Origin of the sequence: Desertihabitans brevis, assembly GCF_003327535.1 — a bacterium.
Lineage (GTDB): Bacteria > Actinomycetota > Actinomycetes > Propionibacteriales > Propionibacteriaceae > Desertihabitans > Desertihabitans brevis.
This window is the reverse complement of the sequence record NZ_QOUI01000004.1, coordinates 95,395-118,882: the sequence shown is the minus strand read 5'-3', so window position 1 is coordinate 118,882 and position 23,488 is coordinate 95,395. Positions and strand designations below refer to the sequence as shown.

The window sequence follows — 23,488 nt, the reverse complement described above, 5'->3', positions numbered from 1 at the left end:
GGCGGGTCGGACTCAGGCCAGGAAGCCCACGATCGAGGCGGCGGCGGAGATGACCACGACGCCGGCCAGGGCCCAGCCGAGCTTGCCGACGTGCTCGCCGCCCTCACCGCGACGGGACTGGACGGCCATCAGCGCGCCGGCGGCGAACAGGCCGAGGATGCAGACGGCCAGCGCCACCCACTTGCCCCAGCCGAGGATGGTGTTGAGCCCCTCGGTGCCCGGAGGCTGCTGGGCGGTCGGGTCGCCGATCTCGAGCGGGATGAGCCCGATCAGGTCGCCGGCGGCGGGGAGGATGGTGAGCAGGTCGGACATGGTGGTTCCTCTCAGGGGTGCGGTGCTCGGGTGCTGCTTCTCAGGTGCCGGTGGTGCCAGCGCCGACGAGGGTGTGCAGCTCGTCGGTGAGACGGCGGACGTCCCGGGGGGCAGTCTCCACCGAGACCGGTTCACCCAGGCGCCAGGGCTCGATCCAGCCCACGTGCCAGGTGCGGGGGACGCCGCCGCTGACCACCTTGGCGAAGTCGCGCAGCGGCCGGGGCAGCCGTCCGGGGGCGTCGGCCACGACCACCAGGCCGACGACCTCGACGAACGGCACCAGCCCCGCGGCCCACTGGGTGGCGGCGGCCTGGGCCGAGCGGAGCCCGCGCAGGTTCGAGCGGGCGGCCAGCACCACCCGTGCCGAGGGCTGGGTCGCCCCCTCGACGAGCGGCCAGCCGTGCCCGGCGGCGGCCCACCGGGGGGACAGCGCGGCCAGGCTGGACTCACCGGCCCCGCCGTGGGTGCCGACGACCCACAGCTCGGCGGCGGCCGGGTGCTTCACGGTCGGCAGCTGGTCGACGCGGTCGGGGGCCGGGACGCCGCCACGGTGCGGCGTCAGGGGCCCGCTGGCCGGGGAGAGCAGCAGCTGCGGGGTCTCCGTCGTGGCCGAGGCCTCCGGCGCGACGGGGCGGGAGACCCACGGGTTGCCAGCGTCGTTCACGTGACTCCTCTCGCCGGTGCGTGCAGTCGATCGGTGCGGGTCGTGCGATGGGCGACACTAGCGACCGACCGGTCCACGCGACCAGGGTGGATCACGCCGGGGTGGATGCCGACGCGGGGTCGCCTGCCGGACGTGCGCGACGCCCGGCCGGGGCGCCCGCGTCCACCAGTCGACCGTCCCCGGCGCTGGCCGCCCGGCCGAACCCGTCGGATGAGAACATCGCGGTCGACCCGAGGAAGGAGACCCGATGCGACGCGCCCCCGCCGCGCTGGCGGCCGGACTGCTGGCCGCCGTGATCACGTCCGCCTGCTCGGGCGAGCCCGCCCCGACCCCGGCCCCCGACCCGTCCCGCAGCTCTCCGGCCAACGCCACCCCCACCCCGGTAATCAACGCCGACACCGGCGAGACGGTCACCACCCAGCCGGTCCCGGAGTGGGACGAGGCGTCCCGGGCGGCGGTGCTGGAGGCGGCGGAGAGCACGATGCGCGCCTTCGCCCGTCCCGACCTCGGCTACGACGAGTGGTGGGCGGAGCTGGAGCCGCTGCTCGACCCCGAGGCCGCCCGCGACTACGCCTACGTCGACCCCGCCAACGTGCCGGCCAGCGAGGTGACCGGGGACGCCGAGCTGGTCAAGGACACCAGCGCCTACGTGGCCGAGGTGCGGGTGCCCACCGATGTCGGCGACTACACCCTGCTGCTGAGCCGGGCCGACGCCGAGGCGCCCTGGTACACCCACCGGATCACCCCGCCCGAGGACCTGTGAGGCAGCCGGCATGAACGAGAACCGCAACGGGGTCGTCGTGGCCGTGGTGGTCGGCGCGCTGGCCCTGGTCTTCCTGCCCGCCCTCGCGCTGCTGCTGCTGATGGGCGGGCCACCGGAGGGCCCCAGCTGCGGTCCCGGCACCAGCGGCAACGGGCAGACGTTGTCGATCGACCCCGACACCGTGCCGGAGGGCACGGTGGCCGGCTACGGCCACGAGCAGCTGGTCAACGCCGCCTACGTCATGCAGGCCGGCAAGGACCTCGACCTCGGCGTCCGCGACATCACCATCGGGGTGATGACCGCGATGGGCGAGTCCTCCCTCAGGGTGATCGACTACGGCGACGCCGCCGGCCCGGACAGCCGCGGCCTGTTCCAGCAGCGGGCCAACGGCGCCTGGGGCAGCTACGAGGACCGGATGGACCCCTACATCAGCTCGACCAACTTCTTCCGGGCGATGATGCAGGTGGAGGGCCGCGACACCCTCGAGCCGACGATCGTCGCCCACCGCACCCAGCGCAACGCCGACCCGTACCACTACACCAGGTTCTGGGACGCCGCGGTGCAGGTGGTCGAGCACCTCTCCGGGGTCGACACCGGGCTCACCACCGGGCCCGGAGGCGGTGGCTGCACGGACGGGACGACGACCCCGGGCGAGGTGTCGATGACCGGGTGGGCCGCCCCCAGCGCGGGCCCGATCACCAGCCCCTACGGGATGCGGGTGCACCCCATCACCGGCGTGCTCAAGCTGCACGACGGCACCGACCTCAACGGCGGCGGCTGCAACGGCCCGATCTGGGCGGCCCAGGACGGCGTGGTGGTCTTCCGTGGCTTCGACGGCGCCGGCAACGGCACCATCAAGGTGGACCACGGCGGTGGGGTGGTCACCGCCTACCTGCACATGTACGAGTCGGGGATGCTGGTCCAGGAGGGCGACGAGGTGCAGGCGGGCCAGCAGATCGGCAAGGTCGGCTCGTCCGGCTGGTCGACCGGGTGCCACCTGCACTTCTCGGTCTTCGTCGACGGCTCGACCGTCGACCCCGTGCCGTTCCTCACCGAGCGCCAGGTGGGGCTGGGATGAGGCAGGCCGGCGTCGGGGACAACGTGTGGTCCGGTCCGAAGGAGGTCGTGTGAGCATCCCACCGTCGGAGTACGTGGTCGCCTGGCCGCGGATCGTCGCGGTCGTCCGCCCGGACGGCACCGGATCGCTCACCGTCAACGGCACCGAGCGCCCGTGCGGGGCCGAGTCGGTCGAGGTGCTGCGCACCGGCATGATCGCCCGCTGCGTGGCGATCGCCCGCTCGCTGGCGCGTCCGGTCCGGTTCACCGTGACCGAGGGCGAGGCGACCTGGACGCTGGCCGTGCGGCCCACCGGCGTCGTCCAGCTGCTGGGCGAGGACGGCATGGTGGCGCCGAGCGAGGGGCTCACCGTGCACGAGGGCCGCTGCCGGTCCTGCCGCCGCCTGCAGCCGGTCACCGAGACGCGATGCCCCCAGTGCGGTACGCTGGAGCCGTTGCGGGTGGAGAGCGGTCCGGCGGAGGACGAGCTCGGCGCCCGGTCGGCGTCCTCGGCCTCCTCCCCGCCGCGCCCCGTCCCGGACCGGCCACGGGCTGAGGCAGCGGCCCCCACCGCCACCTCTCCGTCGGAGATCGAGCCGGACAGCCCGCCGCCTCCTGCGGACCGGCCACCGCGGGCGCCGATCCCGGCGACCCCGCCGGCGGCGTCCGCTCCCGGACGACCTGGACCGGCCGGCGCGGCACCACCAGCCGGACCCGGCCCGACGACGCGCACCGTGCGGATGCGGATCAGCTTCGAGCACCAGCCGCCCGTCCTGCTCGACGCGCCGGGCGGTGTCGTGCTCGGTCGGGCGCCGCAGACCCGGGACGGGCGCACCCCGGTGCCCGTCGTCAGTCCCCGCGGCCTGGTCTCGCGCACCCATGCCCTCCTCGACGTCGACGCGCGCGGCCGGATCACCGTGACCGACGTCGGTTCCCGCAACGGCACCGGCCCGGTCGGCTCACGCACACCGTTCCCGAGCGGCCAGCCGCACGAGGTAGCACCCGGGACCCGGCTCCGGCTGGCCGACGTCGTCTGCACGGTCGAGCTGGCCTGACGTCGTCGGCGGCCGGCGGACCCAGGCCGGACCGCTGCCCCAGTCCGGCAGCCGCCGAGTGGATCGGCAGAGGGGTCGGAACGCGAGGCCGACCCCTCGGATGATCCGCTCGGCGCAGGCGTCACGGGCCCACCCCGGATGCGTCCCGGCGAGGCCGTCGCTACGGTCGGGCGGGTCCGACCCCGGCCTGGACGAACCAGCCGCCATCCCACGCCAGGAGCACCGATGCGCCGACTGACCTACTACGTGGCGACCACGCTGGACGGCTTCATCGCCGGCCCCGACGGCGGTGACCCCAGTGGCCAGCCGTACTTCGAGGTCGGGCCGGACCTGGTCGAGTTCATCGCCACCCACTACCCCGAGACGCTGCCCGCGCCGGCCCGGGCCGCACTCGGGATCGAGGGTCCGGGGCGGGTGTTCGACACCGTGCTGGAGGGTCGGGGCTCGTACCAGATCGGGCTGGACGCCGGGCTCGACGACGCCTACCCGCACCTGCGCCACCTCGTCTTCTCCACCACGCTGGGAGGCGTCGGGGGCGACGTCGAGCTGGTGGGCACCGACCCGGTGCAGCGTGTCCGCGAGCTCAAGGCCGAGGACGGGCTCGACCTGTGGCTGGTCGGTGGCGGACGACTCGCGCACAGCCTGCTGCCCGAGATCGACCGGCTCGTGCTCAAGGTGAACCCGTCGGTGATCGGCTCCGGCATCCCGCTCTTCGTCGGCGGCTTCTCCCCCGCCCTGTTCTCCTTCGTCGCGTCGGAGCCGCTGCCGTCGGGGGTGCAGGTGCTCACCCTCGACCGGCGCCGCTGACCCCGCCGGCCTCGTCCGCCCCGGACGCGAGGGCTACGATGCGCGGGCCCCACACCCCCCTGGAGGAGCCCGAGATGAGCAACGACGCCGCCCCGACCGTCACCCCCGAACGCGAGCTGCCACCGGTCGCCGCCGAGCCCGGTCGCGGCTGGACGCCGCAGAAGATCGCGCTGTGGGCGGTCATCGCGCTGCTCGGCGGCGTCGCCTGGACGATGCTCGCCATCGTCCGCGGTGAGACCGTCAACGCGATCTGGTTCGTCTTCGCCGCCGCCTGCACCTACCTCATCGGCTACCGCTTCTACGCCAAGGTGATCGAGCGCCACGTCGTCCGCCCCGACGACACCCGCGCCACCCCCGCGGAGCACCTCGCCAACGGCAAGGACTACGTCGCCACCGACCGCCGGGTGCTGTTCGGCCACCACTTCGCCGCGATCGCCGGCGCCGGCCCGCTGGTGGGTCCGGTGCTGGCCGCGCAGATGGGCTACCTGCCCGGCACCCTGTGGATCATCGTCGGGGTCGTGCTGGCCGGGGCCGTCCAGGACTACCTGGTGCTGTTCTTCTCGATGCGCCGCAGCGGCCGCTCGCTCGGCCAGATGGCCCGGGAGGAGCTCGGCCGGATCGGCGGCGCGGCGGCCATCGTCGCGACCCTGCTCATCATGGTCATCATCACCGCGATCCTCGCGCTGGTGGTCGTCAACGCCCTCGGCGAGAGCCCGTGGGGCGTGTTCTCCGTCGCGATGACGGTGCCGATCGCGCTGTTCATGGGTGCCTACCTGCGCTGGCTGCGTCCGGGCCGGATCACCGAGGTCTCGCTGATCGGCTTCGTGCTGCTGATGGCCGCCATCATCGGCGGCGGCGTCATCGCCGACACCGCCTGGGGCGCGGAGCTGTTCACCCTGGACCGCACCACCATCGCCTGGGGCATCATCATCTACGGCTTCATCGCCGCCGTGCTGCCGGTGTGGGTGCTGCTGGCCCCGCGCGACTACCTGTCGACGTTCATGAAGATCGGCGTCATCCTCGCCCTGGCGCTGGCCATCGTCGTGGTACGGCCAGAGATCTCGGTGCCGGCGTTCAGCGAGTTCGCGAGCGGGGAGACCGGACCGGTCTGGCCGGGCGCGCTGTTCCCCTTCCTCTTCGTCACCATCGCCTGCGGGGCGTTGTCGGGCTTCCACGCCCTGATCGCCTCCGGCACCACCCCGAAGATGCTGGAGAAGGAGCGCCAGACCCGCTTCATCGGCTACGGCGGCATGCTGATGGAGTCGTTCGTGGCGATCATGGCGCTGGTCGCGGCCATCTCCATCGACCGCGGCATCTACTTCGCGATGAACGCCTCCGCCGGCGCCACCGGCGGTACGGTCGAGGGCGCGGTGGCCTTCGTCAACGGTCTCGGCCTGACCGGTGTGAACCTCACCCCGGAGATGCTCACCTCCACCGCCGAGGCGGTCGGTGAGGAGTCGATCGTGTCCCGCACCGGTGGCGCTCCGACGTTGGCCCTGGGGCTGGCGCAGGTGATGCAGGGCTTCATCGGCGGGCCGGCGCTGATGTCGTTCTGGTACCACTTCGCGATCATGTTCGAGGCGCTGTTCATCCTCACCGCCGTCGACGCCGGCACCCGGGTGGCCCGCTTCATGCTGCAGGACACCCTGGGCAACGTCGTCCCGCGCTTCCGCGACACCTCCTGGCTGCCCGGGGCCTGGCTGTGCACCGCGATCATGGTGGCCGCGTGGGGCGCGGTGCTGCTGATGGGCGTCACCGACCCGCTGGGTGGCATCAACACGCTGTTCCCGCTGTTCGGGATCGCCAACCAGCTGCTGGCCGCCATCGCGCTGGCGGTGGTGCTGGCCATCGTCGCGCAGCGGCGCACCTTCCGCTGGCTGTGGATCCCGGCGCTGCCGCTGGCCTTCGTCGCGGTGGTCACCATCACCGCCTCGTTCCAGAAGATCTTCTCCCCGGTGCCGGCGGTCGGCTACTGGGCCCAGCACGCCGCCTACCGCGACGCGCTGGCGTCCGGCCAGACCTCCCTCGGCAGCGCCGACACCGTCGAGGAGATGCAGGCGGTGGTCCGCAACACCGCCATCCAGGGCACGCTGTCGATCGTCTTCGTGGTGCTGGCGATCGTCGTCATCATCACCGCGCTGGTGGTGGTGGCACGCGCCCTGCGCGGGGAGCAGCTGACCGAGCACGAGGACGCCCGGGTGCCCTCGCGCCGGTTCGCCCCGGCCGGCCTGGTGCCGACCGCCGAGGAGCGCGAGCTGCAGCGGCAGTGGGACGCGCTGCCGGCCGAGCAGCAGCCGTCGCGGGGCCACTGATGGCACGCCCCGGCGTCGACGTCCCCGTCGCGCGGCGGGTGTGGCGCGGGCTCCGCTGGTACCTGCACGGGGTGACCGGGGAGTCGCGCTACGAGGCCTACCTCGACCACGAGCGCCGCACCCACCCCGACCGGACGCCGCTCAGCCGGTCGGAGTTCTGGCGCGGCGTCCACGCCGACCAGGACCGCAACCCGCAGGGCCGCTGCTGCTGAAGGCTGCGCCAGTTCCTGTCGATGGCGTCCCGTCAGGGCCCCTACGGGCCTGAGGGGACGCCATCGACATGTTCTGGAGCGCTCCCGGGCTAGTCGGTGTCGTCCGTCTCGCGACGCCGCCGCGCCCGGCGCCTGCCCTCGTGCATGGCCGCCACCCGGGCGACCGGGATGTCGTGGCCCTCGGCGACCAGGTTGGCCGGCAGCTGCTGCGGGTCGGGCAGCTCGGCCCAGCGGTCGGTGCCGAGCCGGGCGGTCACCGCGCGGAGCGTGAAGTCGCTCGGGTGGACGTCGGTCAGCTCGTCCCAGGCCAGCGGCCAGGAGACCGGCGTGCCCGGGCGGATCCGCGGGCTCCAGGCGGCGACCACGGTGGCCCCGCCGGCCCGGGTGGAGTCGACGAAGACCCGTCCGCCGCGGTCGGCCTTCACGTACTCGACGGTCGCCCGGTCCGGGTCGAGGGCGGCGGTGCGGGCGGCCAGCGCGCGGGTCGCGGCGGCGGCGTCGGCCGGGTCGCCCCCGGCCAGCGGGACGACGACGTGGACGCCCTTGGAGCCGCTGGTCTTCACCGCCCCGGCCAGGCCGCACCCCGACAGCACCTCCCGCACCACCAGGGCCACCGCGGCCGCGGCGGCGAAGGCGTCCGAGCCCTCCGGCGGGTCGAGGTCGACCACCAGCCGGTCCAGCACGGACGCGTCGTCGGCCCCGCGCCGGTGCAGGGTCGGGTGGTACTCGACGGCGCGCTGGTTGCCGAACCACACCAGCGTCCGGGTCTCCTCGCACAGCGCGTAGGACACCTCGCGGTGCGAGGCCTCGGCCCAGATCGGCACCCGCGGGATCCAGTCCGGGGCGGAGGCCGGCAGGTTCTTCTGCATGAACGGCTGCTGGCCGGGCCGCACCCGGATCACCGACAGCGGACGCCCGGTGAGCTCGGGCAGCAGGAACGGCGCGACCGCCTCGAGGTAGTCGAGCAGGTCCCGCTTGGTCGCCCCGGCCCCGTCGAAGAGCTCGGAGTCGAGACTGGTGACGGGGACGCCGGCCCGCGTCTGCGTCGTCGCTGCGGCCACGACGTCAGCCTGCCATGCTGACGGGGTGATCGACACGGTGCTGCTCGACCTCGACGACACCCTGCTCGACACCCGGGCCGCCACGCGGGCCGCGGTGCTCGCCTGGGCGGCTGACCTCGGCATCGGCGGCGACCCCGACGAGATCGCCTCCCGTTGGAGCCGCGTCGCCGAGCCGCTCTACGCCCGCTACCAGCGCCGCGAGCTCAGCTTCACCGAGCAGCGACGGGCCAGGGTGCGTGCCTTCGCGACCCACCTCGACCTCGCCGAGGACGCGGTCGTGGACGAGCTGTTCGCCGACTACCTGCGCCGCTACGAGGACGGCTGGCGCCTGTTCGACGACGCGGTGCCGACCCTGCGGCGGCTGCGGGCGGCGGGTCTGCGCACGGGGGTGCTCACCAACGGCGAGGAGGAGCAGCAGACCCGCAAGGTCGAGCGGCTCGGGCTCGCCCCGCTGCTCGACGTGGTGATCGCCTCCTCCTCCCTCCCCTTCGGCAAGCCGCACCCGCTGGCCTTCTCCGGTGCGGTGCAGCGGCTGGGCACCCGGGCCGAGCAGGTGCTGATGGTCGGCGACTCCCTGGAGAACGACGTCCGCGGCGCCTCCGCCGCCGGGCTGCGGGCCGTCCTGCTCGACCGTGACGACGTCCACGGCGAGGCCGACGTCGAGCGGATCCGCGAGCTGGGAGAGCTGACCGTCCCCGGCTGAGCGTCGCCACCGCGCCATGACGGCCGGGGCCGCGTCCCTGCCGGCCCGGCGGGTGGGCTCCTAGAGTTGCGCCATGGACCTGACCTGTCCGAAGTGCCGAGCCGGCATGCGCCACTACGAGCGCAGCGGCGTCATCATCGACCAGTGCACGGAGTGCCGCGGGGTCTTCCTCGACCGCGGTGAGCTGGAGAAGCTGATGGACGCCGAGACGTCCTACTACGGCGGTGGTCAGCAGGCCGCCCCTCCGCCGGCGGCCGGCTACCCGTCGCACCAGGGCGGCTACCCGCCGCAGCAGCCGGTGCGGCCGCAGCGGCGCGGGTGGGGCAGCCCCGGCTCGCCGGACTCGCCGAGCTACCACGGCGGCTACCACCGTCGGCGCAAGGGCGGCTTCCTCGGCGACCTGTTCGGCTGAGCCGGCCCGGCGCGGCGCCCCGTCAGCCGCCGACGTGGTCGCGCCAGCTGTGCCGCGGCTCGTAGCCCAGCACCCGGCGCGCCTTGTCGATCGAGAGCAGGGTGTCGTTCGGGCCGGCGGTCTCCCGGTACTCCACGCCAGGGAACACCTCGGCCACCAGCTCGGCGTTGGGCCGGCTCATCACGGTGTCGGCGTTGGCGATGATGTAGCGCTCGAAGCCCTGCGGCGCGCGCTCGAGCGCCCGCTCGACCGCCTGCGCGGCGTCGCGGCCGTCGATGTAGCCCCACAGGTTCCACTTGCGCTGCATCGCGTCGGCGTCGAAGGACGGGAAGCGGGCGTAGTCCTCGGGGTCCATCACGTTGGAGAACCGGAAGGCGCTGATCGAGAGCCGCGGGTCCCACCGGCACAGCTCGACCGCCATCGTCTCCTCCAGGTGCTTGACCAGGGAGTACACCGATTCCGGCCGGGCCGGGTACTCCTCGTCGACCGGGATGTAGGGCGGCGGGGTGTCGAAGGGCAGACCCAGCACCGTCTCGCTGGAGGCGTAGACGATCTTCGTGATGCCGAGCCGGACCGCGGCCCAGAACGCGTTGAAGGTGCTGACGACGTTGTTGGCGAAGGTGGCGGCGTCGGTGAGGATGCCCGGCGCGGGGACGGCCGCCAGGTGCACCAGCGCCTCCACCGGCTCGCTGCGGTCGACCCCGGCGAGCGCGTCCAGCACCTGGCCGAAGTCGGTCGTCTCCAGCACCACGTCGCCGGCCGCCCGGTCGCCGCGCCGGTCCAGGCTCAGCACGTCGTGCCCGGACGCCCTCAGCTCCCGCACGACCGTCCGCCCCAGCTTGCCCGCCCCGCCCGTCACCGCGATCCGCATGCGGACCAGTCTGCCCTGCGGCCTCCTGTGTCCACCGGCCGACGCCTTCGTCAACCAGATGGTTGACAACGCCTGAGCGCCGGTGTGTAATCAACCTATCGATTGACGAAGGAGGCGGCATGGCGACGGAGGACGAGCTCGACCGGGCGTTCCTGGCCCTGGCCGACCCGGTGCGGCGGACCATCGTCGCCCGGCTCAGCCGCGGCTCGGCGACCGTGAACGAGCTGGCCGACCTGTTCCCCATCTCCAAGCAGGCGGTCTCCAAGCACATCCAGGTGCTGGAGCAGGCGGGGCTGGTCACCCGCTCCCGGGACGCCCAGCGCCGCCCGGTGCACCTCGCACCGGAACGGCTGGAGGCGCTGACCGCCTGGATCGACCGCTACCGACTGGTCCGCGAGGCGCAGTACCGCTCGCTGGACGCCCTGCTCGGGTCGAGCGACCCGGGCGCACCACCACACCACGCACCACCCGACAAGGAGCACCCGTCATGAGCAACGCACTGTCCGTCGAGGCCCCGGAGGGCCTGCCCTTCATCGACTACACCCGGGAGTTCGACGCCCCGGTCGAGGACCTCTTCCGCGCCCACGCCGACCCGGGGCTGTTCGCCCGCTGGGTCGGCCCGTCCGACCTCACCACCGAGCTGCCCACCTACGACTTCACCAGCGGCGGCCGCTGGCGGATGGTGCAGCGCCGGGGCGAGGAGGAGTACGCCTTCCGCGGCACCTTCCACACCGTGCGCGAGAACGAGCTCGCCGTCCAGACCTTCGAGTTCGAGGGCTTCCCCGACGCCGTGAGCCTGGAGTTCCTCACCTTCGAGCAGCTCCCGGGCAACCGGTCGCGACTCGTCGGGCACGCGGTCTACCCGACGCTGGAGGCCCGCGACGGCATGATCTCCAGCGGGATGGAGAGCGGGATGGCCGACGGCTACGCCACGCTGGAGGCCCTGCTGGCCGAGCAGGCCGGCTGACCCCCGACCCCCACACACCTCCGTCGACCCGCACACCGGTTGCAGCCGGTGTGCGGGTCGACGGACGTGTGTGCCGGACGGCGATCACCGTCGCTAGGGACGTCTAGGGCCGGCGCTAGACCGCGCCAGAGGGCGGCATCGCCGACGCCCCGACACGCTACGGATGTCTACGACGCAGCCTAGACAGCGCCATACGCTGCGATCGTGGACCCGATCCAGAACCCGTACGCCCCCGGCGCCGGGCAGCGTCCGCCCGAGCTGGCCGGACGCGACGACCAGCTGCGGGCCTTCGGCATCGTGCTGGAACGGGTGTCGCGCGGACGCCCGGAGCGCTCGCTGGTGCTCACCGGGCTGCGCGGGGTCGGCAAGACGGTGCTGCTCAACGCGCTGCGCTCCGACGCCGTGCGCCGCGGCTGGGGCACCGGCAAGCTCGAGGCCCGTCCCGACCAGGGGCTGCGGCGCCCGCTGTCGGGCGCCTTGCACCAGGCCGTCCGTGAGCTCGCCCCGGGCGGACCGGAGTCGGCGCACGCGGACTCCCAGCAGCACGTGCTCGGCGTGCTGCGCTCCTTCGCCCAGCGCGACGCCGGGGCCGGCGCCAAGCTGCGCGACCGCTGGAGCCCGGGCATCGAGGCCGCCCCGGTGCGCGGCCGGGCCGACTCCGGAGACATCGAGATCGACCTGGTCGAGCTGCTCAGCGACGTCGGCGGGCTGGCCGCCGAGCTCGACCGCGGGGTGGCGGTGTTCCTCGACGAGATGCAGGACCTCGGCCCCGACGACGTCTCCGCGCTGTGCGCGGCCTGTCACGAGATCAGCCAGGCCGGGCTGCCGCTGATCGTGGTCGGCGCGGGTCTGCCGCACCTGCCGGCGGTGCTCAGCGCCAGCAAGTCCTACTCCGAGCGGCTGTTCTCCTACCAGCGGATCGACCGGCTGGGCCGCGAGGCCGCCGACCTGGCCCTCACCGCCCCGGCCGCCGAGGAGGGCGCGGCCTACCAGCCCGACGCGCTGGCCGCGATGTACGCCGCGACCGGCGGCTACCCCTACTTCATCCAGGCCTACGGCAAGGCGGTGTGGGACCGGGCCCCACGCTCCCCCATCACCGCCGAGGACGTCGCCGTCGCCGCCCCCGAGGCCGAGGAGGAGCTCGCCGTCGGCTTCTTCGGCAGCCGCTACGAGCGCGCCACGCCCGGTGAGCGGGAGTACCTGCGGGCGATGGGTGAGGTGGCGCTGCAGCTGTCGGAGGACGAGCGCGACGAGATCGGTTCCGTCCCCACCGCCGACGTCGCAGCCTTCCTCGGCCGCAAGCCGCAGTCGCTCTCCCCCGCCCGGGACGCGCTGCTCAAGAAGGGGCTGATCTACTCCGGCGAGCGCGGCCGGATCGCCTTCACCGTCCCGCACTTCGGCCGCTACCTGCGCGACCAGGCCTGATCCGGGTCCGGCCGCTGCTGCTCGGACGGGCCCGGATGATCCACCGGGTGCGGTCGACGGCGGAATCCAGTCGTGTCTGGACGCCGCCGTCGGCCGCACCCGGTGGGGAGGACCGCGCTGGGACAGTCGGGGGATCTACCCCAGCGCGGCCCGTTCGTGGGGGGTGAACAGCCGGGAGCGGAGGAGGAACCGCTGCCCGGTGGGGCTCTCGACCGAGAACCCGGCACCCCGTCCGGGGACGACGTCGATGGTCAGGTGGGTGTGGCCCCACACCCGGTACTGCTCCTTGGAGATCCACACCGGCACCCGGTCCGGACGCGGCCCGTCGGCCGGCGGCTGCGCCGACGCCTCGGGAGCGTCCGGATCGGTGATGTCGAGGTCGCCCAGGTGCAGGTCGGCGCTGCCGGTGAGGAAGGTCCCCGCCGGATAGCACATCGGAGAGGAGCCGTCGCAGCAGCCGCCGGACTGGTGGAACATCAGCGGCCCGTGCTGCTGCACCAGCTGGCGCAGCAGCGCAGCCGCCGCCGGCGTGACGGCCACGCGCGTCACGGTCTCCGGCGTCCCGGCGGGGCTGGTGGTCATCAGAAGAAGCCCATCGCCTTCGGCGAGTAGCTGACCAGCAGGTTCTTGGTCTGCTGGTAGTGGTCGAGCATCATCGAGTGGTTCTCCCGCCCGATGCCGGAGGACTTGTAGCCGCCGAAGGCCGCGTGCGCCGGGTACTGGTGGTAGCAGTTGGTCCACACCCGACCGGCCTGGATGGCCCGTCCGGCCCGGTAGGCGGTGTTGACGTCACGCGACCACACCCCGGCACCGAGCCCGTAGAGGGTGTCGTTGGCGATCCGCATGGCGTCGTCGAAGTCGTCGAAGCCGGTCACCGAGACGACCGGGCCGAAGATCTCCTCCTGGAAGATCCGCATGTCGTTGGTGCCCTGGAAGATCGTCGGCGCCACGTAGTAGCCGCCCGACAGGTCACCGCCGAGGTCGACCCGCTCGCCGCCGGTGATGACCCGCGCGCCCTCCTGAATGCCGATGTCGATGTAGGACAGGATCTTCTCCAGCTGGTCGTTGCTGGCCTGGGCGCCGATCTGGGTCGCCGGGTCGAGCGGGTTGCCCTGCACGATCCGCTTGGTCCGCTCGGTCGCCTCGGGCAGGAACGCGTCGAGGATCGAGTCCTGGATCAGCGCCCGGCTGGGGCAGGTGCACACCTCGCCCTGGTTGAGCGCGAACATCGCGAAGCCCTCGAGCGCCTTGTCGTAGAAGTCGTCCTGGGCCTGGGTGACGTCGGCGAAGAAGATGTTGGGGCTCTTGCCGCCGAGCTCGAGGGTGACCGGGATGAGGTTCTGGCTGGCGTACTGCATGATCAGCCGGCCGGTGGTGGTCTCACCGGTGAAGGCGATCTTGCGGATCCGGCTCGAGGACGCCAGCGGCGCGCCGGCCTCGACGCCGAAGCCGTTGACCACGTTGACCACACCGGGCGGCAGCAGGTCGCCGATCAGCTCCATCAGCAGCATGATCGAGGCCGGGGTCTGCTCGGCCGGCTTGAGCACCACCGCGTTGCCGGCGGCCAGCGCCGGAGCGAGCTTCCAGGTGGCCATCAGCAGCGGGAAGTTCCACGGGATGATCTGCCCGACCACACCCAGCGGCTCGTGGAAGTGGTAGGCGACGGTGTCGTCGTCGAGCTGGGAGAGGTGGCCCTCCTGGGCGCGGATGGCGCCGGCGAAGTAGCGGAAGTGGTCCACGGCCAGCGGCAGGTCGGCGGCCAGCGTCTCGCGGACCGGCTTGCCGTTGTCCCAGGTCTCCCCGACAGCGAGCATCTCCAGGTTCTGCTCGATCCGGTCGGCGATCTTGTTGAGCACCACGGCCCGCTCGGCCACCGACGTCCGGCCCCAGGCGGGTGCGGCGCGGTGGGCGGCGTCCAGGGCGAGCTCGACGTCCTCGGCGGTCGAGCGGGCGACCTCGCAGAAGACCTTGCCGTTGACCGGGGAGGGGTTCTCGAAGTACTGGCCCTTGACCGGGGCGACGTAGCCACCGTCGATCCAGTTCTCGTAGCGCGAGCGGTAGCTGACGACACTGCCCTCGGTACCGGGGGCGGCGTAGACGCTCATTCCGAGGCTCCTCTCCTGGCACCGCCGACGCTGGCGGGGCCTCCGACGCCGCCGACGTTACGCAGCCCGACGTTGCAACGACGTTGCGTGCGCGGGTGGCGTGCGGGCGGGGCCTCAGGCCAGCTCGGACTCCAGCGTCGCGACCTGAGCAGCAGCCCAGCCCGCGCGCACCGACCCCGCCGGGGCGCGGTCGCGCAGCGCCGTCCACAGCTCGAGGTCGTCGTGGCCGTGCGGGCTGTCGGCCAGGGCGAGCAGCGCCTCCTCGTCGTCGCCGGCGAGCACCGCGGTGCGCAGCTGCTGGTGCAGGGACTGGCGCAGCCGGACCACCCCGGGCGCCTCGGAGGCGGGCAGCACCGGCCCGCGGTAGCCCGCCACCGCCCGGGCCAGCTCGCCCTCGCGCAGGTGGCGCCGGACCCGCTCGGCGTCCACCTCGGGCCGCTGCGGCAGCCGGTAGGGCCGCGAGCTGGGGGCCAGCGCCGGCAGCAGCCCCCGCAACCGTGAGAGCTCGGCCCGCACCGTGACCTCCGGCAGGTCCTGCTCGCTCAACGCCACCGCCAGCTGCCCGGCGGTCAGACCGTCCTCGGAGGTGGCCAGCAGCAGCAGGATCTCGCTGTGCCGCAGCGACAGCCGCAGCGGGCTGCCGACCCCGCGCAGGACGGCGCCGTGGACGCCGAGGACGTCCAGCCCGAGCCGGCGCGGGCGGGGCGCGGGCCGACGCGGGCGCCGGTCGTCCAGCCGTCGCAGCCGCAGCTCCGCCTCGGCCGCCGCGACGGTGGCGCGCACCAGCGACAAGCTCTGCACGCCGGCCACCTCGGGCCCGCCGGTGAGGTCGACCGCCCCGAGCACCCGGCCGGTGTCGGGGTCGTGGATGGGTGCCGCCGAGCAGCTCCAGGAGGTGACTGGGCGGCTGAGGTGCTCGGGGCCGAAGATCTGCACCGGGGCGTCCAGGGCCAGTGCGGTGCCCGGCGCGTTGGTGCCGGCGCTGGTCTCCGACCAGTCCGCCCCCGGCAGGAAGTGCATCCGCTCCGCGGCCCTGGCCAGCTCCGGGGCGCCCTCCACCCACAGCAGCTGGCCGCAGGCGTCGCTGACCGCCACCAGCAGACCCGCGTCGGCCGCGGCCTCGACCAGCAGCCGGCGCACCACCGGCATCACCGCGGCCAGCGGGTGGCACTCGCGGAACTCGGCCACGGTCGCCTCGTCCAGCCGGATGATCGGCAGCGAGCTCTCGGGGTCGACCCCGTGGCCGAGGCTGCGTCGCCAGGACTCCGCGACCACCGGGCGCACGGCGGGGTCGGCCGCACCGGTGCTGAGGAACGTGTCGTGGGCACGGTGCAGCGAGGACGCCAGGTGCCGCAGGTCGACACCGCGAGGCACCGCCACCTCGGAACCCATGGTGCGGAGTGTACGGAGCGCCCAGCTCCAGCCAGCACCGGTCCGGCTAGCGTGGGCGCGGTGTGGATCGGCTGGATCGAGTTCGACCTGCTGCTGGGCGACGTGCACTCGCTCAAGGCCAAGCGATCGGTGGTGCGGCCGCTGGTGGCCGAGCTGCGCCGACGGTTCGAGCTGAGCGTGGCCGAGTCCGGCCACCTCGACCTGCACCGGCGGGCGGCGGTCGGGGCCAGCGTGGTGGCCGCCGACCCGGGCCACGTGCGCGACGTGCTGGACGCGGTCGAACGGGCCGTCGCGGCCCGTCCCGAGGTCGACCTGCTGTCGGCCCGCCGGGGCCTGCATTCCAGCGATGACTAGGGGCTTCGGGAAGCCTTCCCTACGCCTTATCAGTCTTCCCTGACCGGGGGGTCGGCGTCCTAGCGTGGGCCGCAGGACGACACCGACCGACCCGAAGGGAGTGCCATGACCGTCACCGAGCTTCCCACCGTGCACGACTGCTCCGTCACCGGCTGCTCGTACAACCACGACACCGAGTGCCACGCGGGTGCCATCAACGTCACCGGCTCCTCCGCCGGCTGCGCCACCTTCATCGAGCTCGGCCAGCACGGCGAGCTGGCCCGCAACGTCGCCTTCGTCGGCGCCTGCCACCGCAGCGACTGCGTCCACAACGAGGGTCTGGAGTGCCACGCCGAGTTCATCCGCGTGGGCGCCAAGGAGGATCCGGCCGACTGCCTCACCTACCAGACCCGCTGAGCCCGGCCGGCTGAGCCCGCCGCCGCCGCGACCCGCGGCCGCGGCGGGTCGGCGCAGTAGCGTGCGGGCGTGCTGACCCCGCTGCAGCTGGCCCTCGACCTGGGCGGCGTCTTCGTGTTCGGGCTGTCGGGGGCGCTGGTCGGCGTCCGCAACCGGCTCGACGTGCTGGGCATCCTCATGCTGGCCGGGCTCACCGGGCTCGGTGGTGGGGTGGTCCGCGACGTCCTCATCGGCTCGGTGCCCCCGGCCAACCTGGCCGACTGGCGCTACCTGCTGGTCCCGGCGCTGGCGGGGCTGGTCGCCTTCCGCTTCCACCCCCGGCTCAGCCGGATCGAGCGCTACATCAACTGGTTCGACGCCCTCGGCCTCGGGTTGTTCTGCGTCACCGGCGCGGCCAAGGCCCTGCAGTTCGGGCTCAACCCGGTGGCTGCTGCGCTGCTCGGCATGCTCACCGCCGTCGGCGGCGGCATCCTGCGCGACGTGGTGGCCGGACGCACCCCGCTGGTGATCCGCAACGACGAGGTGTACGCGCTGGCCGCCCTGGCCGGTGCCTGCGTGGTCGTCGTCGCCTGGGAGACCGGCTGGTACGCCCCCTGGGTCGCGGTCGCGGGCGCCGGGGTGTGCATCGCGCTGCGGCTGCTGGCGATCCGCTACTCGTGGCGGGTGCCGCGAGCACAGAGCCCCGACTGAGGCAGGACGCCCGACCCCCTGGCCGGACGCCCGGGCTGGCGCTAGCGTGCTGCCGTGGCCGACACCAGCACCGACGTCCTCGTGGTCGGCGCCGGCCCGACCGGGCTGATGCTCGCCGCCTGGCTGGCCCGCCTCGGCGTCGACGCGGTGCTGGTCGATGATGGCGAGGCCCCGACCGTGGAGTCGCGGGCGATCGTGGTGCAGGCCCGCTCGATGGAGCTCTACGCCCAGCTCGGCATGGTCGACGCCGTGCGCGACCGCGTCACCTGGGCACGCCGGCTCCGCCCCGGGTGGGAGGACCGTCCCGCCCCCGGCGGTGCGCTGCCGCTGGCCGACATGATGCGTGGGCTGACGCCCTACCCCGGCGTGCACGTGCTGGAGCAGTCGGCCAACGAGCGGCTGCTGGGGGCGCGGCTGCGCGAGCTCGGCGGGCAGGTCACCTGGCGGCACCGGCTCACCGACCTCCACCAGGACGCCGACGGCGTCACCGCCGAGCTGGACACCCCCACCGGCCGCCGTCGGCTGACCGCCCGCTGGGTGGTCGGTGCCGACGGCGCCCGCTCGGTGGTGCGCGGCCGCACCGGGGTGCCGTTCACCGGCACGACCCACGCGCAGACGTTCTGGGTGGCCGACGCCACCGGCGTGGACGGCCTGGCCGACGCCACCATCACGGTGCGTGGCGGGCGCGACCGGTTCCTGCTCACCTTCCCGCTCGGACCCGACCACCACCGCCTGATCGGCATCGCCGAGGGCGAGGACGTCGACCTCGGACGGACCCGGCAGCAGGTGGCCGAGCGGTTCGGGCTCACCATGCCCGAGCCCAGCTGGTTCGCGACCTACCGGCTGCACCACCGGGTCGCCGACCGCTTCCGCGCCGGCCGGGTGCTGCTGGCCGGGGACGCCGCCCACGTGCACTCCCCCGTCGGCGGGCAGGGCATGAACACCGGTCTGCAGGACGCCCACAACCTCGCCCTCGCGCTGGCCGACGTCCTCGCCGGGCACGCCGACGACATCCGGCTGGACCGCTACCAGGCCGAACGGCGCCCGGTCGCCGAGCGGCTGGTGGGCACCACCGACCGGCTCTTCGCCACCGTGGTCGACCCCTCCCCGCGGGCCGTCGCCACCCGGCGGGCGGTGTTCCCGGTGCTGGCCCCCCTGCTGGCCACGGCGGTGCCCCGGCTGCCGCTGGCCCGACGGATGGCCGGCTACGTCGGCCAGCTGCGGATCCACTACTGGATGACCCCGGACGCCGAACGCGAGGCCGGCGGCCGCCGCGGGCGGGTGGTCGGGCGCCGGCTGCCCTGGACCGGCGCCAACCACGACGTGCTGCGGGCGGCCGGCTGGCAGGTGCACGCCTACGGCCCCACCCTGCCCGAGCTGGCCGGGCTGCCCTCGCTGGTCGGCGCGAGCCACCGCTTCGACCCCCGCCCCGACCTCGGGCTGGACGCCGGGCGGTGGCTGCTGGTGCGCCCCGACGGGTTCGTCGCGGCGGCCGCCGAACCCGGGCGGGCGGCGTCGGTCTTCACCGACGTGCTGCGCGCCCAGGGCTACCGCGACGCGGCGCTGCGGCCCCACCCGGCACCCGCGACCGCCGTCGGTCCCGACGCCGGGCCGGGCTGAATCGTTACCGGGCGGTCACACGGCGGCTTGGGAACCGGGGAGGGCGTCGCTTAGGTTGTCCGCGATCGGGCCACCGGAGGCCACGGAGAGAGGACGCGCCAGCCACCCATGGGCAGATACATCCTGCGGCGGTTGCTGAACTACGCCATCCTGCTCTTCGTCGCGGTCAGCCTCACCTACTTCCTGGCTGCCAGCCAGCTCAACCCGCGGGTGCTGTGGGAGGTGGCCAACCCGCCGCCACCGGAGGGGGTGATCGAGGCCTCGCTGCGCGCCAAGAACCTCAGCGACCAGGTGCCGCTGCTGCAGCGCTACTGGACCTGGCTCACCGGGATCGTCACCGGCTGGGAGTGGGGCGAGCAGCCGCGGGCGGCCGTCGACGTCAGCGAGGAGGTCGGCCGCCGGATCGGGGTGAGCATCCGGCTCATCACCATCGGCGTCCTCGGCGGCATCACCCTCGGCGTGGTGCTCGGCGCCTGGACCGCCACCCGCCAGTACAAGATCAGCGACCGGGTCACCACCTTCGGCGCGCTGGCGATCTTCTCGGTGCCGGTGTTCGTGCTCATCAGCGTCATCCAGGTGCTCGCCACCACCTGGAACGACGTCACCGGCATCCGGGTGTTCGAGTACATCGGCGAGACCGGCTCGGTCGGCAGCTACCCCGGCGCCTGGCTGGTCGACCGGCTGCAGCACCTGCTGCTGCCGACCCTCGTCCTCGTGCTCAGCCAGGCCGCCTTCTTCAGCCGCATCCAGCGCAACCTCATGCTGGACGCCCTCGGCTCCGACTTCGTCCGGACGGCCCGCGCCAAGGGTCTACGCCGGGGGAAGGCCGTCATGAAGCACGCGCTGCGCACCTCGCTCATCCCCACCGGCACCTACTTCGCGTTCAGCGTCGCCACCCTCTTCCTCGGGTCGACGTTCGTGGAGGTGCTGTTCAGCTTCCACGGCATGGGCGAGTTCGCCATCACCACCATCCAGGGCCAGGACGTCCACGGCGCCGTCGCGGTCGCCGCCTTCGGCGGGGTGTGCGTGCTGGTGGGCGCCACCCTCGCCGACATCATGGTCGCGGCCCTCGACCCCCGCGTCCGCGTGAGCTGAGGAGACGCCGATGTCCGTCGTGAACCCCGAGGTCCTCGAGCCCGCCGTCCCCGGCGCCGGTGGCGGCGGCGGTGCGCCGGTGCAGCGCCGGATCACCCGCCGCCGACTGGTGCTGCGCCGCTTCCTGCGCAACAAGACCGCCGTCGTCGGCGCCGTGCTCATCCTGGCGCTCGGCTTCCTCGCCGCCTTCGGTCCGCTGATCTCGGCCTGGGACTACAACCAGGTCGACCGGTACGCCTTCCTGCAGCCGCCGGACTCCCGCCACCCGTTCGGCACCACCCAGAGCGGCCAGGACGTCTTCGCCCTCACCATGCGCGGGCTGCAGAAGTCGCTGCTGATCGGTCTGCTGGTCGCCGTCTTCTCCACCGGCATCGCCGCGATCGTGGGCTCGTTCGCGGCCTACTTCGGCGGCTGGTTCGAGCGGGTCGCGCTGTGGATCATCGACCTGCTGCTGGTGGTGCCGTCCTTCCTCATCATCGCCATCATGAGCTCGGCCAACCGCGGCGGCTCCAACCAGTCCTTCTTCGACCGCGCGGTGCTGCTGCTGCCGCAGTGGATCCTGCTGGTGGTGCTGCTGACGCTGTTCGGCTGGATGCTCGCCGCGCGCGTGGTCCGCTCGCTGACGCTGTCGGTGAAGGAGCGGGAGTACGTGCAGGCGGCGAAGTTCATGGGCATCCCGGCGCCGGTCATCATCGTCCGCCACATCCTGCCCAACATCAGCTCGCTGCTGATCATCGACGCCACCCTCAACGTGGCCGGCGCGATCCTCGCCGAGACCTCGCTGTCGTTCTTCGGCTTCGGCATCAAGGCCCCCGACACCTCCCTCGGCGCGCTGCTCGGCACCGGAGCCCGGCAGGCCACCACCTTCCCCTGGCTGTTCGTGCCCGCCGCCGTCATCGTCGTGCTGCTCATCCTCTCGGTGAACGCGGTCGGTGACGGCCTGCGCGACGCCCTCGACCCCAACTCCGCCTCAGGAGGCCGCGCCTGATGGCCAGCCGACCCGCCGCCCCGACGAGCTCGACCGACCGACCCACCGGACGCCGGACCGCCGCCGGCGAGGTGGTGCTCAGCGTCCGCGACCTGCACGTCTCCTTCCCCAGCGAGGCCGGCGAGGTGAAGGCCGTCCGCGGGCTCGACTTCGACCTGCGCGCCGGTGAGACCATGGCCATCGTCGGCGAGTCCGGTTCGGGCAAGTCGGTGACGTCGCTGGCGATCATGGGACTGCACCCGTCCTCGGCCCGGATCAACGGCTCGGTCCGGCTGCACGGCGAGGAGCTGCTCGGACGCACCGACGAGCAGCTGTCGAAGCTGCGCGGCAAGGCGATGTCGATGGTCTTCCAGGACCCGCTGTCGGCGCTCACCCCGGTGTACACGATCGGCGACCAGATCGTCGAGGCGATCCGGCTGCACCGCGACGTCAGCGCGGCGCAGGCCTGGAAGGAGGCCGTCGAGCTGCTCGACCTCGTCGGCATCCCCCACCCGCAGTCGCGGGTGCGCTCCTTCCCCCACGAGTTCTCCGGCGGCATGCGGCAGCGGGCGATGATCGCGATGGCGGTCGCCAACGACCCCGACGTCATCATCGCCGACGAGCCCACCACCGCCCTCGACGTCACCATCCAGGCCCAGGTGCTGGAGGTGCTCAAGCGGGCCCAGCGCGAGACCGGTGCGGCCGTCATCATGATCACCCACGACCTCGGCGTGGTGGCCGGGATGGCCGACCGGGTGACGGTGATGTACGCCGGACGCCCGGTCGAGCAGGGCTCGGTGGACGACATCTACTACCGCCCGCACATGCCGTACACCATCGGCCTGCTCGGGTCGGTGCCGCGGCTGGACGCCGGGGAGAAGCAGCCGCTGGCCACCGTGGAGGGCAACCCGCCCTCGGTGGTCTCGCTGCCGCCGGGCTGCCCCTTCGCGCCGCGCTGCCCGCTGGCCGAGGACCAGTGCCGTGAGGTCGAGCCGGCCCTGGTGCCGCACGCCCCGGCGCACTCGGCGGCCTGCCACCTGGCCGACCGGGTGATCCGGGACGGGATGGGCTACACCGACATCTTCCCCGTGGGCGAGCACACCCCCGGCGCGCTCGAGCGGCTGCCGCGGGAGGAGCGCGAGACCGTCCTCGACATCTCCGGGCTCAAGCGGCACTACCCGCTGATGAAGGGGTCGGTCTTCCGGCGCCGGGTCGGCACCGTCTACGCCGTCGACGGCATCGACCTGGAGCTGAAGGAGGGCGAGACCCTCGGGCTGGTCGGTGAGTCCGGCTCCGGCAAGTCGACCACCCTGATGGAGGTGCTCAACTTCGTCCCGCCGACCGAGGGCCTGATCACCGTCCTCGGCCAGAACCCGGCCGAGCTGCGGGGGAAGGCGCGCAAGGCGCTGCGTCGCGACCTGCAGGTGGTCTTCCAGGACCCGATGGCCTCCCTCGACCCGCGGATGACGGTGTTCGACCTCATCGCCGAGCCGCTGCACGCCCACCGCTGGTCCAAGGCCGACACCAGCGCCCGGGTGGAGGAGCTGATGGCCACCGTCGGGCTCGACCCGGCCCACGTCAACCGCTACCCCGGGCAGTTCTCCGGCGGGCAGCGCCAGCGCATCGGCATCGCCCGGGCGCTCGCGCTGAAGCCGCGGCTGCTGGTGCTGGACGAGCCGGTCTCGGCCCTGGACGTCTCCATCCAGGCCGGCGTCATCAACCTGCTCGACGAGCTCAAGGCCGAGCTGGGCCTGTCCTACCTGTTCGTGGCCCACGACCTGGCGGTGATCCGTCACATCGCCGACCGGGTGGCGGTGATGTACCTGGGCCGGATCGTGGAGCAGGGCGAGGTCGACGAGGTCTACGACCACCCGCGCCACCCCTACACCGAGGCGCTGCTCTCGGCCATCCCCATCCCCGACCCCCAGACCGAGCGCACCCGGGAACGGATCCTGCTCACCGGCGACCTGCCCAGCCCGGCGAACCCGCCCTCGGGCTGCCGGTTCCGCACCCGCTGCCCCCGCAAGCCGGCGCTCGGCGAGGACGACCAGCGCCGCTGCGTGGAGGAGTCCCCGGTGCTGCTCGGCGTCGGGCCCGACCACACCTCGGCCTGCCACTTCAACGACGTCGACCGCCATGTCGACTTCCGGGCCTGAGCCCGGGCCCGGCCGCATTGTTGTCAGCCTGTAACCGCCCCGGGCACCCACGGCCGGCCGATCCGGCTTAGGGTCACCCTCAACTGCGAGAAG

25 protein-coding genes are annotated in these 23,488 nt (G+C 73.3%); 18 read left to right on the top strand and 7 right to left on the bottom strand.

The window, feature by feature from the left end; translation table 11 throughout:
• Positions 1-12: 12 nt before the first annotated feature.
• Both DT076_RS07915 and DT076_RS07910 read right to left on the bottom strand, forming a co-directional pair.
• On the bottom strand, positions 13-312 hold the full coding sequence (locus tag DT076_RS07915) for a hypothetical protein (RefSeq protein ID WP_199539043.1): 300 nt from the start codon (positions 310-312) through the stop codon (positions 13-15).
• Positions 313-352: 40 nt separating this feature from the next.
• Positions 353-976: a DUF6668 family protein gene (locus DT076_RS07910; protein ID WP_114126123.1), complete on the bottom strand. Its 624-nt coding sequence runs from the start codon at positions 974-976 to the stop codon at positions 353-355.
• Positions 977-1,223: 247 nt separating this feature from the next.
• On the opposite strand from DT076_RS07910, the gene DT076_RS07905 reads away from it, so the two are divergent.
• From DT076_RS07905 to DT076_RS07880, 6 genes are all read left to right on the top strand, one after another.
• Positions 1,224-1,739 carry a hypothetical protein gene (locus DT076_RS07905; RefSeq protein WP_114126122.1) on the top strand — a complete coding sequence of 172 codons (516 nt, stop codon included), beginning with the start codon at positions 1,224-1,226 and terminating at the stop codon, positions 1,737-1,739.
• A gap of 10 nt (positions 1,740-1,749) precedes the next feature.
• Positions 1,750-2,817 (top strand): M23 family metallopeptidase, encoded by a 1,068-nt coding sequence (locus DT076_RS07900; RefSeq protein WP_114126121.1) that lies wholly within the window; start codon positions 1,750-1,752, stop codon positions 2,815-2,817.
• Positions 2,818-2,866: 49 nt separating this feature from the next.
• The gene (locus DT076_RS07895; RefSeq protein ID WP_114126120.1) at positions 2,867-3,850 is read left to right on the top strand and encodes an FHA domain-containing protein; all 984 of its coding nucleotides are present in this window, start codon (positions 2,867-2,869) and stop codon (positions 3,848-3,850) included.
• 225 nt (positions 3,851-4,075) lie between these two features.
• On the top strand, positions 4,076-4,657 hold the full coding sequence (locus tag DT076_RS07890) for a dihydrofolate reductase family protein (protein ID WP_114126119.1): 582 nt from the start codon (positions 4,076-4,078) through the stop codon (positions 4,655-4,657).
• 74 nt (positions 4,658-4,731) lie between these two features.
• The gene (locus tag DT076_RS07885; protein WP_114126118.1) at positions 4,732-6,969 is read left to right on the top strand and encodes a carbon starvation CstA family protein; all 2,238 of its coding nucleotides are present in this window, start codon (positions 4,732-4,734) and stop codon (positions 6,967-6,969) included.
• Positions 6,969-7,181, top strand: coding sequence for a YbdD/YjiX family protein (locus tag DT076_RS07880; RefSeq protein WP_114126117.1), 213 nt, complete (start codon positions 6,969-6,971; stop codon positions 7,179-7,181). The genes DT076_RS07885 and DT076_RS07880 overlap by 1 nt, the downstream gene beginning before the upstream one ends.
• An 89-nt stretch (positions 7,182-7,270) precedes the next feature.
• On the opposite strand, the gene DT076_RS07875 is transcribed toward DT076_RS07880, so the two are convergent.
• Positions 7,271-8,242 carry a DNA polymerase domain-containing protein gene (locus DT076_RS07875; RefSeq protein ID WP_114126116.1) on the bottom strand — a complete coding sequence of 324 codons (972 nt, stop codon included), beginning with the start codon at positions 8,240-8,242 and terminating at the stop codon, positions 7,271-7,273.
• A gap of 25 nt (positions 8,243-8,267) precedes the next feature.
• On the opposite strand from DT076_RS07875, the gene DT076_RS07870 reads away from it, so the two are divergent.
• The gene (locus DT076_RS07870) at positions 8,268-8,945 is read left to right on the top strand and encodes an HAD family hydrolase (protein WP_199539042.1); all 678 of its coding nucleotides are present in this window, start codon (positions 8,268-8,270) and stop codon (positions 8,943-8,945) included.
• Positions 8,946-9,018: 73 nt separating this feature from the next.
• On the top strand, positions 9,019-9,357 hold the full coding sequence (locus DT076_RS07865; protein WP_114126115.1) for a TFIIB-type zinc ribbon-containing protein: 339 nt from the start codon (positions 9,019-9,021) through the stop codon (positions 9,355-9,357).
• A 22-nt stretch (positions 9,358-9,379) separates the two neighbouring features.
• On the opposite strand, the gene DT076_RS07860 is transcribed toward DT076_RS07865, so the two are convergent.
• Positions 9,380-10,228 (bottom strand): NAD-dependent epimerase/dehydratase family protein, encoded by an 849-nt coding sequence (locus DT076_RS07860; protein ID WP_114126114.1) that lies wholly within the window; start codon positions 10,226-10,228, stop codon positions 9,380-9,382.
• A 119-nt stretch (positions 10,229-10,347) separates the two neighbouring features.
• Here DT076_RS07860 and DT076_RS20240 point away from each other — a divergent pair, with 119 nt between their 5' ends.
• The 3 genes from DT076_RS20240 (at position 10,348) to DT076_RS07845 (ending at position 12,620) form a co-directional block, all read left to right on the top strand.
• Positions 10,348-10,719, top strand: a complete 372-nt coding sequence (locus tag DT076_RS20240) for an ArsR/SmtB family transcription factor (protein WP_114126113.1) — start codon at positions 10,348-10,350, stop codon at positions 10,717-10,719.
• The gene (locus tag DT076_RS07850) at positions 10,716-11,195 is read left to right on the top strand and encodes an SRPBCC family protein (protein ID WP_114126112.1); all 480 of its coding nucleotides are present in this window, start codon (positions 10,716-10,718) and stop codon (positions 11,193-11,195) included. Before DT076_RS20240 ends, DT076_RS07850 begins: the two co-directional genes overlap by 4 nt.
• 204 nt (positions 11,196-11,399) lie before the next feature.
• The gene (locus tag DT076_RS07845; protein WP_114126111.1) at positions 11,400-12,620 is read left to right on the top strand and encodes an ATP-binding protein; all 1,221 of its coding nucleotides are present in this window, start codon (positions 11,400-11,402) and stop codon (positions 12,618-12,620) included.
• 135 nt (positions 12,621-12,755) lie between these two features.
• On the opposite strand, the gene DT076_RS07840 is transcribed toward DT076_RS07845, so the two are convergent.
• The 3 genes from DT076_RS07840 to DT076_RS07830 form a co-directional block, all read right to left on the bottom strand.
• Entirely contained in the window at positions 12,756-13,202 is a 447-nt protein-coding gene (locus DT076_RS07840) for a DUF779 domain-containing protein (RefSeq protein ID WP_114126110.1), read from the bottom strand.
• Positions 13,202-14,725, bottom strand: coding sequence for an acetaldehyde dehydrogenase ExaC (gene exaC / locus DT076_RS07835; protein WP_114126109.1), 1,524 nt, complete (start codon positions 14,723-14,725; stop codon positions 13,202-13,204). Before exaC ends, DT076_RS07840 begins: the two co-directional genes overlap by 1 nt.
• A 114-nt stretch (positions 14,726-14,839) precedes the next feature.
• On the bottom strand, positions 14,840-16,117 hold the full coding sequence (locus tag DT076_RS07830) for a sigma-54-dependent transcriptional regulator family protein (protein WP_114126108.1): 1,278 nt from the start codon (positions 16,115-16,117) through the stop codon (positions 14,840-14,842).
• Positions 16,118-16,177: 60 nt separating this feature from the next.
• On the opposite strand from DT076_RS07830, the gene DT076_RS07825 reads away from it, so the two are divergent.
• The 7 genes from DT076_RS07825 to DT076_RS07795 all read left to right on the top strand — a co-directional run bounded on the left by DT076_RS07825 (position 16,178) and on the right by DT076_RS07795 (position 23,395).
• Positions 16,178-16,471, top strand: coding sequence for a DUF503 domain-containing protein (locus tag DT076_RS07825; RefSeq protein ID WP_114126298.1), 294 nt, complete (start codon positions 16,178-16,180; stop codon positions 16,469-16,471).
• Between the two features lie 105 nt (positions 16,472-16,576).
• Complete coding sequence (locus DT076_RS07820) at positions 16,577-16,867, top strand: DUF1540 domain-containing protein (RefSeq protein ID WP_114126107.1); 291 nt, start codon at positions 16,577-16,579, stop codon at positions 16,865-16,867.
• Between the two features lie 69 nt (positions 16,868-16,936).
• Positions 16,937-17,557: a trimeric intracellular cation channel family protein gene (locus DT076_RS07815; RefSeq protein WP_233493775.1), complete on the top strand. Its 621-nt coding sequence runs from the start codon at positions 16,937-16,939 to the stop codon at positions 17,555-17,557.
• Positions 17,558-17,611: 54 nt separating this feature from the next.
• Positions 17,612-19,177 carry an FAD-dependent monooxygenase gene (locus DT076_RS07810; RefSeq protein WP_114126106.1) on the top strand — a complete coding sequence of 522 codons (1,566 nt, stop codon included), beginning with the start codon at positions 17,612-17,614 and terminating at the stop codon, positions 19,175-19,177.
• 108 nt (positions 19,178-19,285) lie between these two features.
• On the top strand, positions 19,286-20,272 hold the full coding sequence (locus DT076_RS07805) for an ABC transporter permease (RefSeq protein WP_114126105.1): 987 nt from the start codon (positions 19,286-19,288) through the stop codon (positions 20,270-20,272).
• 10 nt (positions 20,273-20,282) lie between these two features.
• Positions 20,283-21,260, top strand: a complete 978-nt coding sequence (locus DT076_RS07800; protein WP_114126104.1) for an ABC transporter permease — start codon at positions 20,283-20,285, stop codon at positions 21,258-21,260.
• Complete coding sequence (locus tag DT076_RS07795; RefSeq protein ID WP_114126103.1) at positions 21,260-23,395, top strand: ABC transporter ATP-binding protein; 2,136 nt, start codon at positions 21,260-21,262, stop codon at positions 23,393-23,395. The genes DT076_RS07800 and DT076_RS07795 overlap by 1 nt, the downstream gene beginning before the upstream one ends.
• Positions 23,396-23,488 lie beyond the last annotated feature (93 nt).

Coding starts and splice junctions, on each gene's coding strand:
- DT076_RS07795 (WP_114126103.1), top strand. CDS start 21,260: ATGGCCAGCCGACCCGCCGCCCCGACGAGCTCGACCGACCGACCCACC.
- DT076_RS07885 (WP_114126118.1), top strand. CDS start 4,732: ATGAGCAACGACGCCGCCCCGACCGTCACCCCCGAACGCGAGCTGCCA.
- DT076_RS07860 (WP_114126114.1), bottom strand. CDS start 10,228: ATGCGGATCGCGGTGACGGGCGGGGCGGGCAAGCTGGGGCGGACGGTC.
- DT076_RS07890 (WP_114126119.1), top strand. CDS start 4,076: ATGCGCCGACTGACCTACTACGTGGCGACCACGCTGGACGGCTTCATC.
- DT076_RS07865 (WP_114126115.1), top strand. CDS start 9,019: ATGGACCTGACCTGTCCGAAGTGCCGAGCCGGCATGCGCCACTACGAG.
- DT076_RS07830 (WP_114126108.1), bottom strand. CDS start 16,117: ATGGGTTCCGAGGTGGCGGTGCCTCGCGGTGTCGACCTGCGGCACCTG.
- DT076_RS07915 (WP_199539043.1), bottom strand. CDS start 312: ATGTCCGACCTGCTCACCATCCTCCCCGCCGCCGGCGACCTGATCGGG.
- DT076_RS07900 (WP_114126121.1), top strand. CDS start 1,750: ATGAACGAGAACCGCAACGGGGTCGTCGTGGCCGTGGTGGTCGGCGCG.
- DT076_RS07880 (WP_114126117.1), top strand. CDS start 6,969: ATGGCACGCCCCGGCGTCGACGTCCCCGTCGCGCGGCGGGTGTGGCGC.
- DT076_RS07850 (WP_114126112.1), top strand. CDS start 10,716: ATGAGCAACGCACTGTCCGTCGAGGCCCCGGAGGGCCTGCCCTTCATC.
- DT076_RS07820 (WP_114126107.1), top strand. CDS start 16,577: ATGACCGTCACCGAGCTTCCCACCGTGCACGACTGCTCCGTCACCGGC.
- DT076_RS07805 (WP_114126105.1), top strand. CDS start 19,286: ATGGGCAGATACATCCTGCGGCGGTTGCTGAACTACGCCATCCTGCTC.
- DT076_RS20240 (WP_114126113.1), top strand. CDS start 10,348: ATGGCGACGGAGGACGAGCTCGACCGGGCGTTCCTGGCCCTGGCCGAC.
- DT076_RS07800 (WP_114126104.1), top strand. CDS start 20,283: ATGTCCGTCGTGAACCCCGAGGTCCTCGAGCCCGCCGTCCCCGGCGCC.
- DT076_RS07905 (WP_114126122.1), top strand. CDS start 1,224: ATGCGACGCGCCCCCGCCGCGCTGGCGGCCGGACTGCTGGCCGCCGTG.
- DT076_RS07840 (WP_114126110.1), bottom strand. CDS start 13,202: ATGACCACCAGCCCCGCCGGGACGCCGGAGACCGTGACGCGCGTGGCC.
- exaC (WP_114126109.1), bottom strand. CDS start 14,725: ATGAGCGTCTACGCCGCCCCCGGTACCGAGGGCAGTGTCGTCAGCTAC.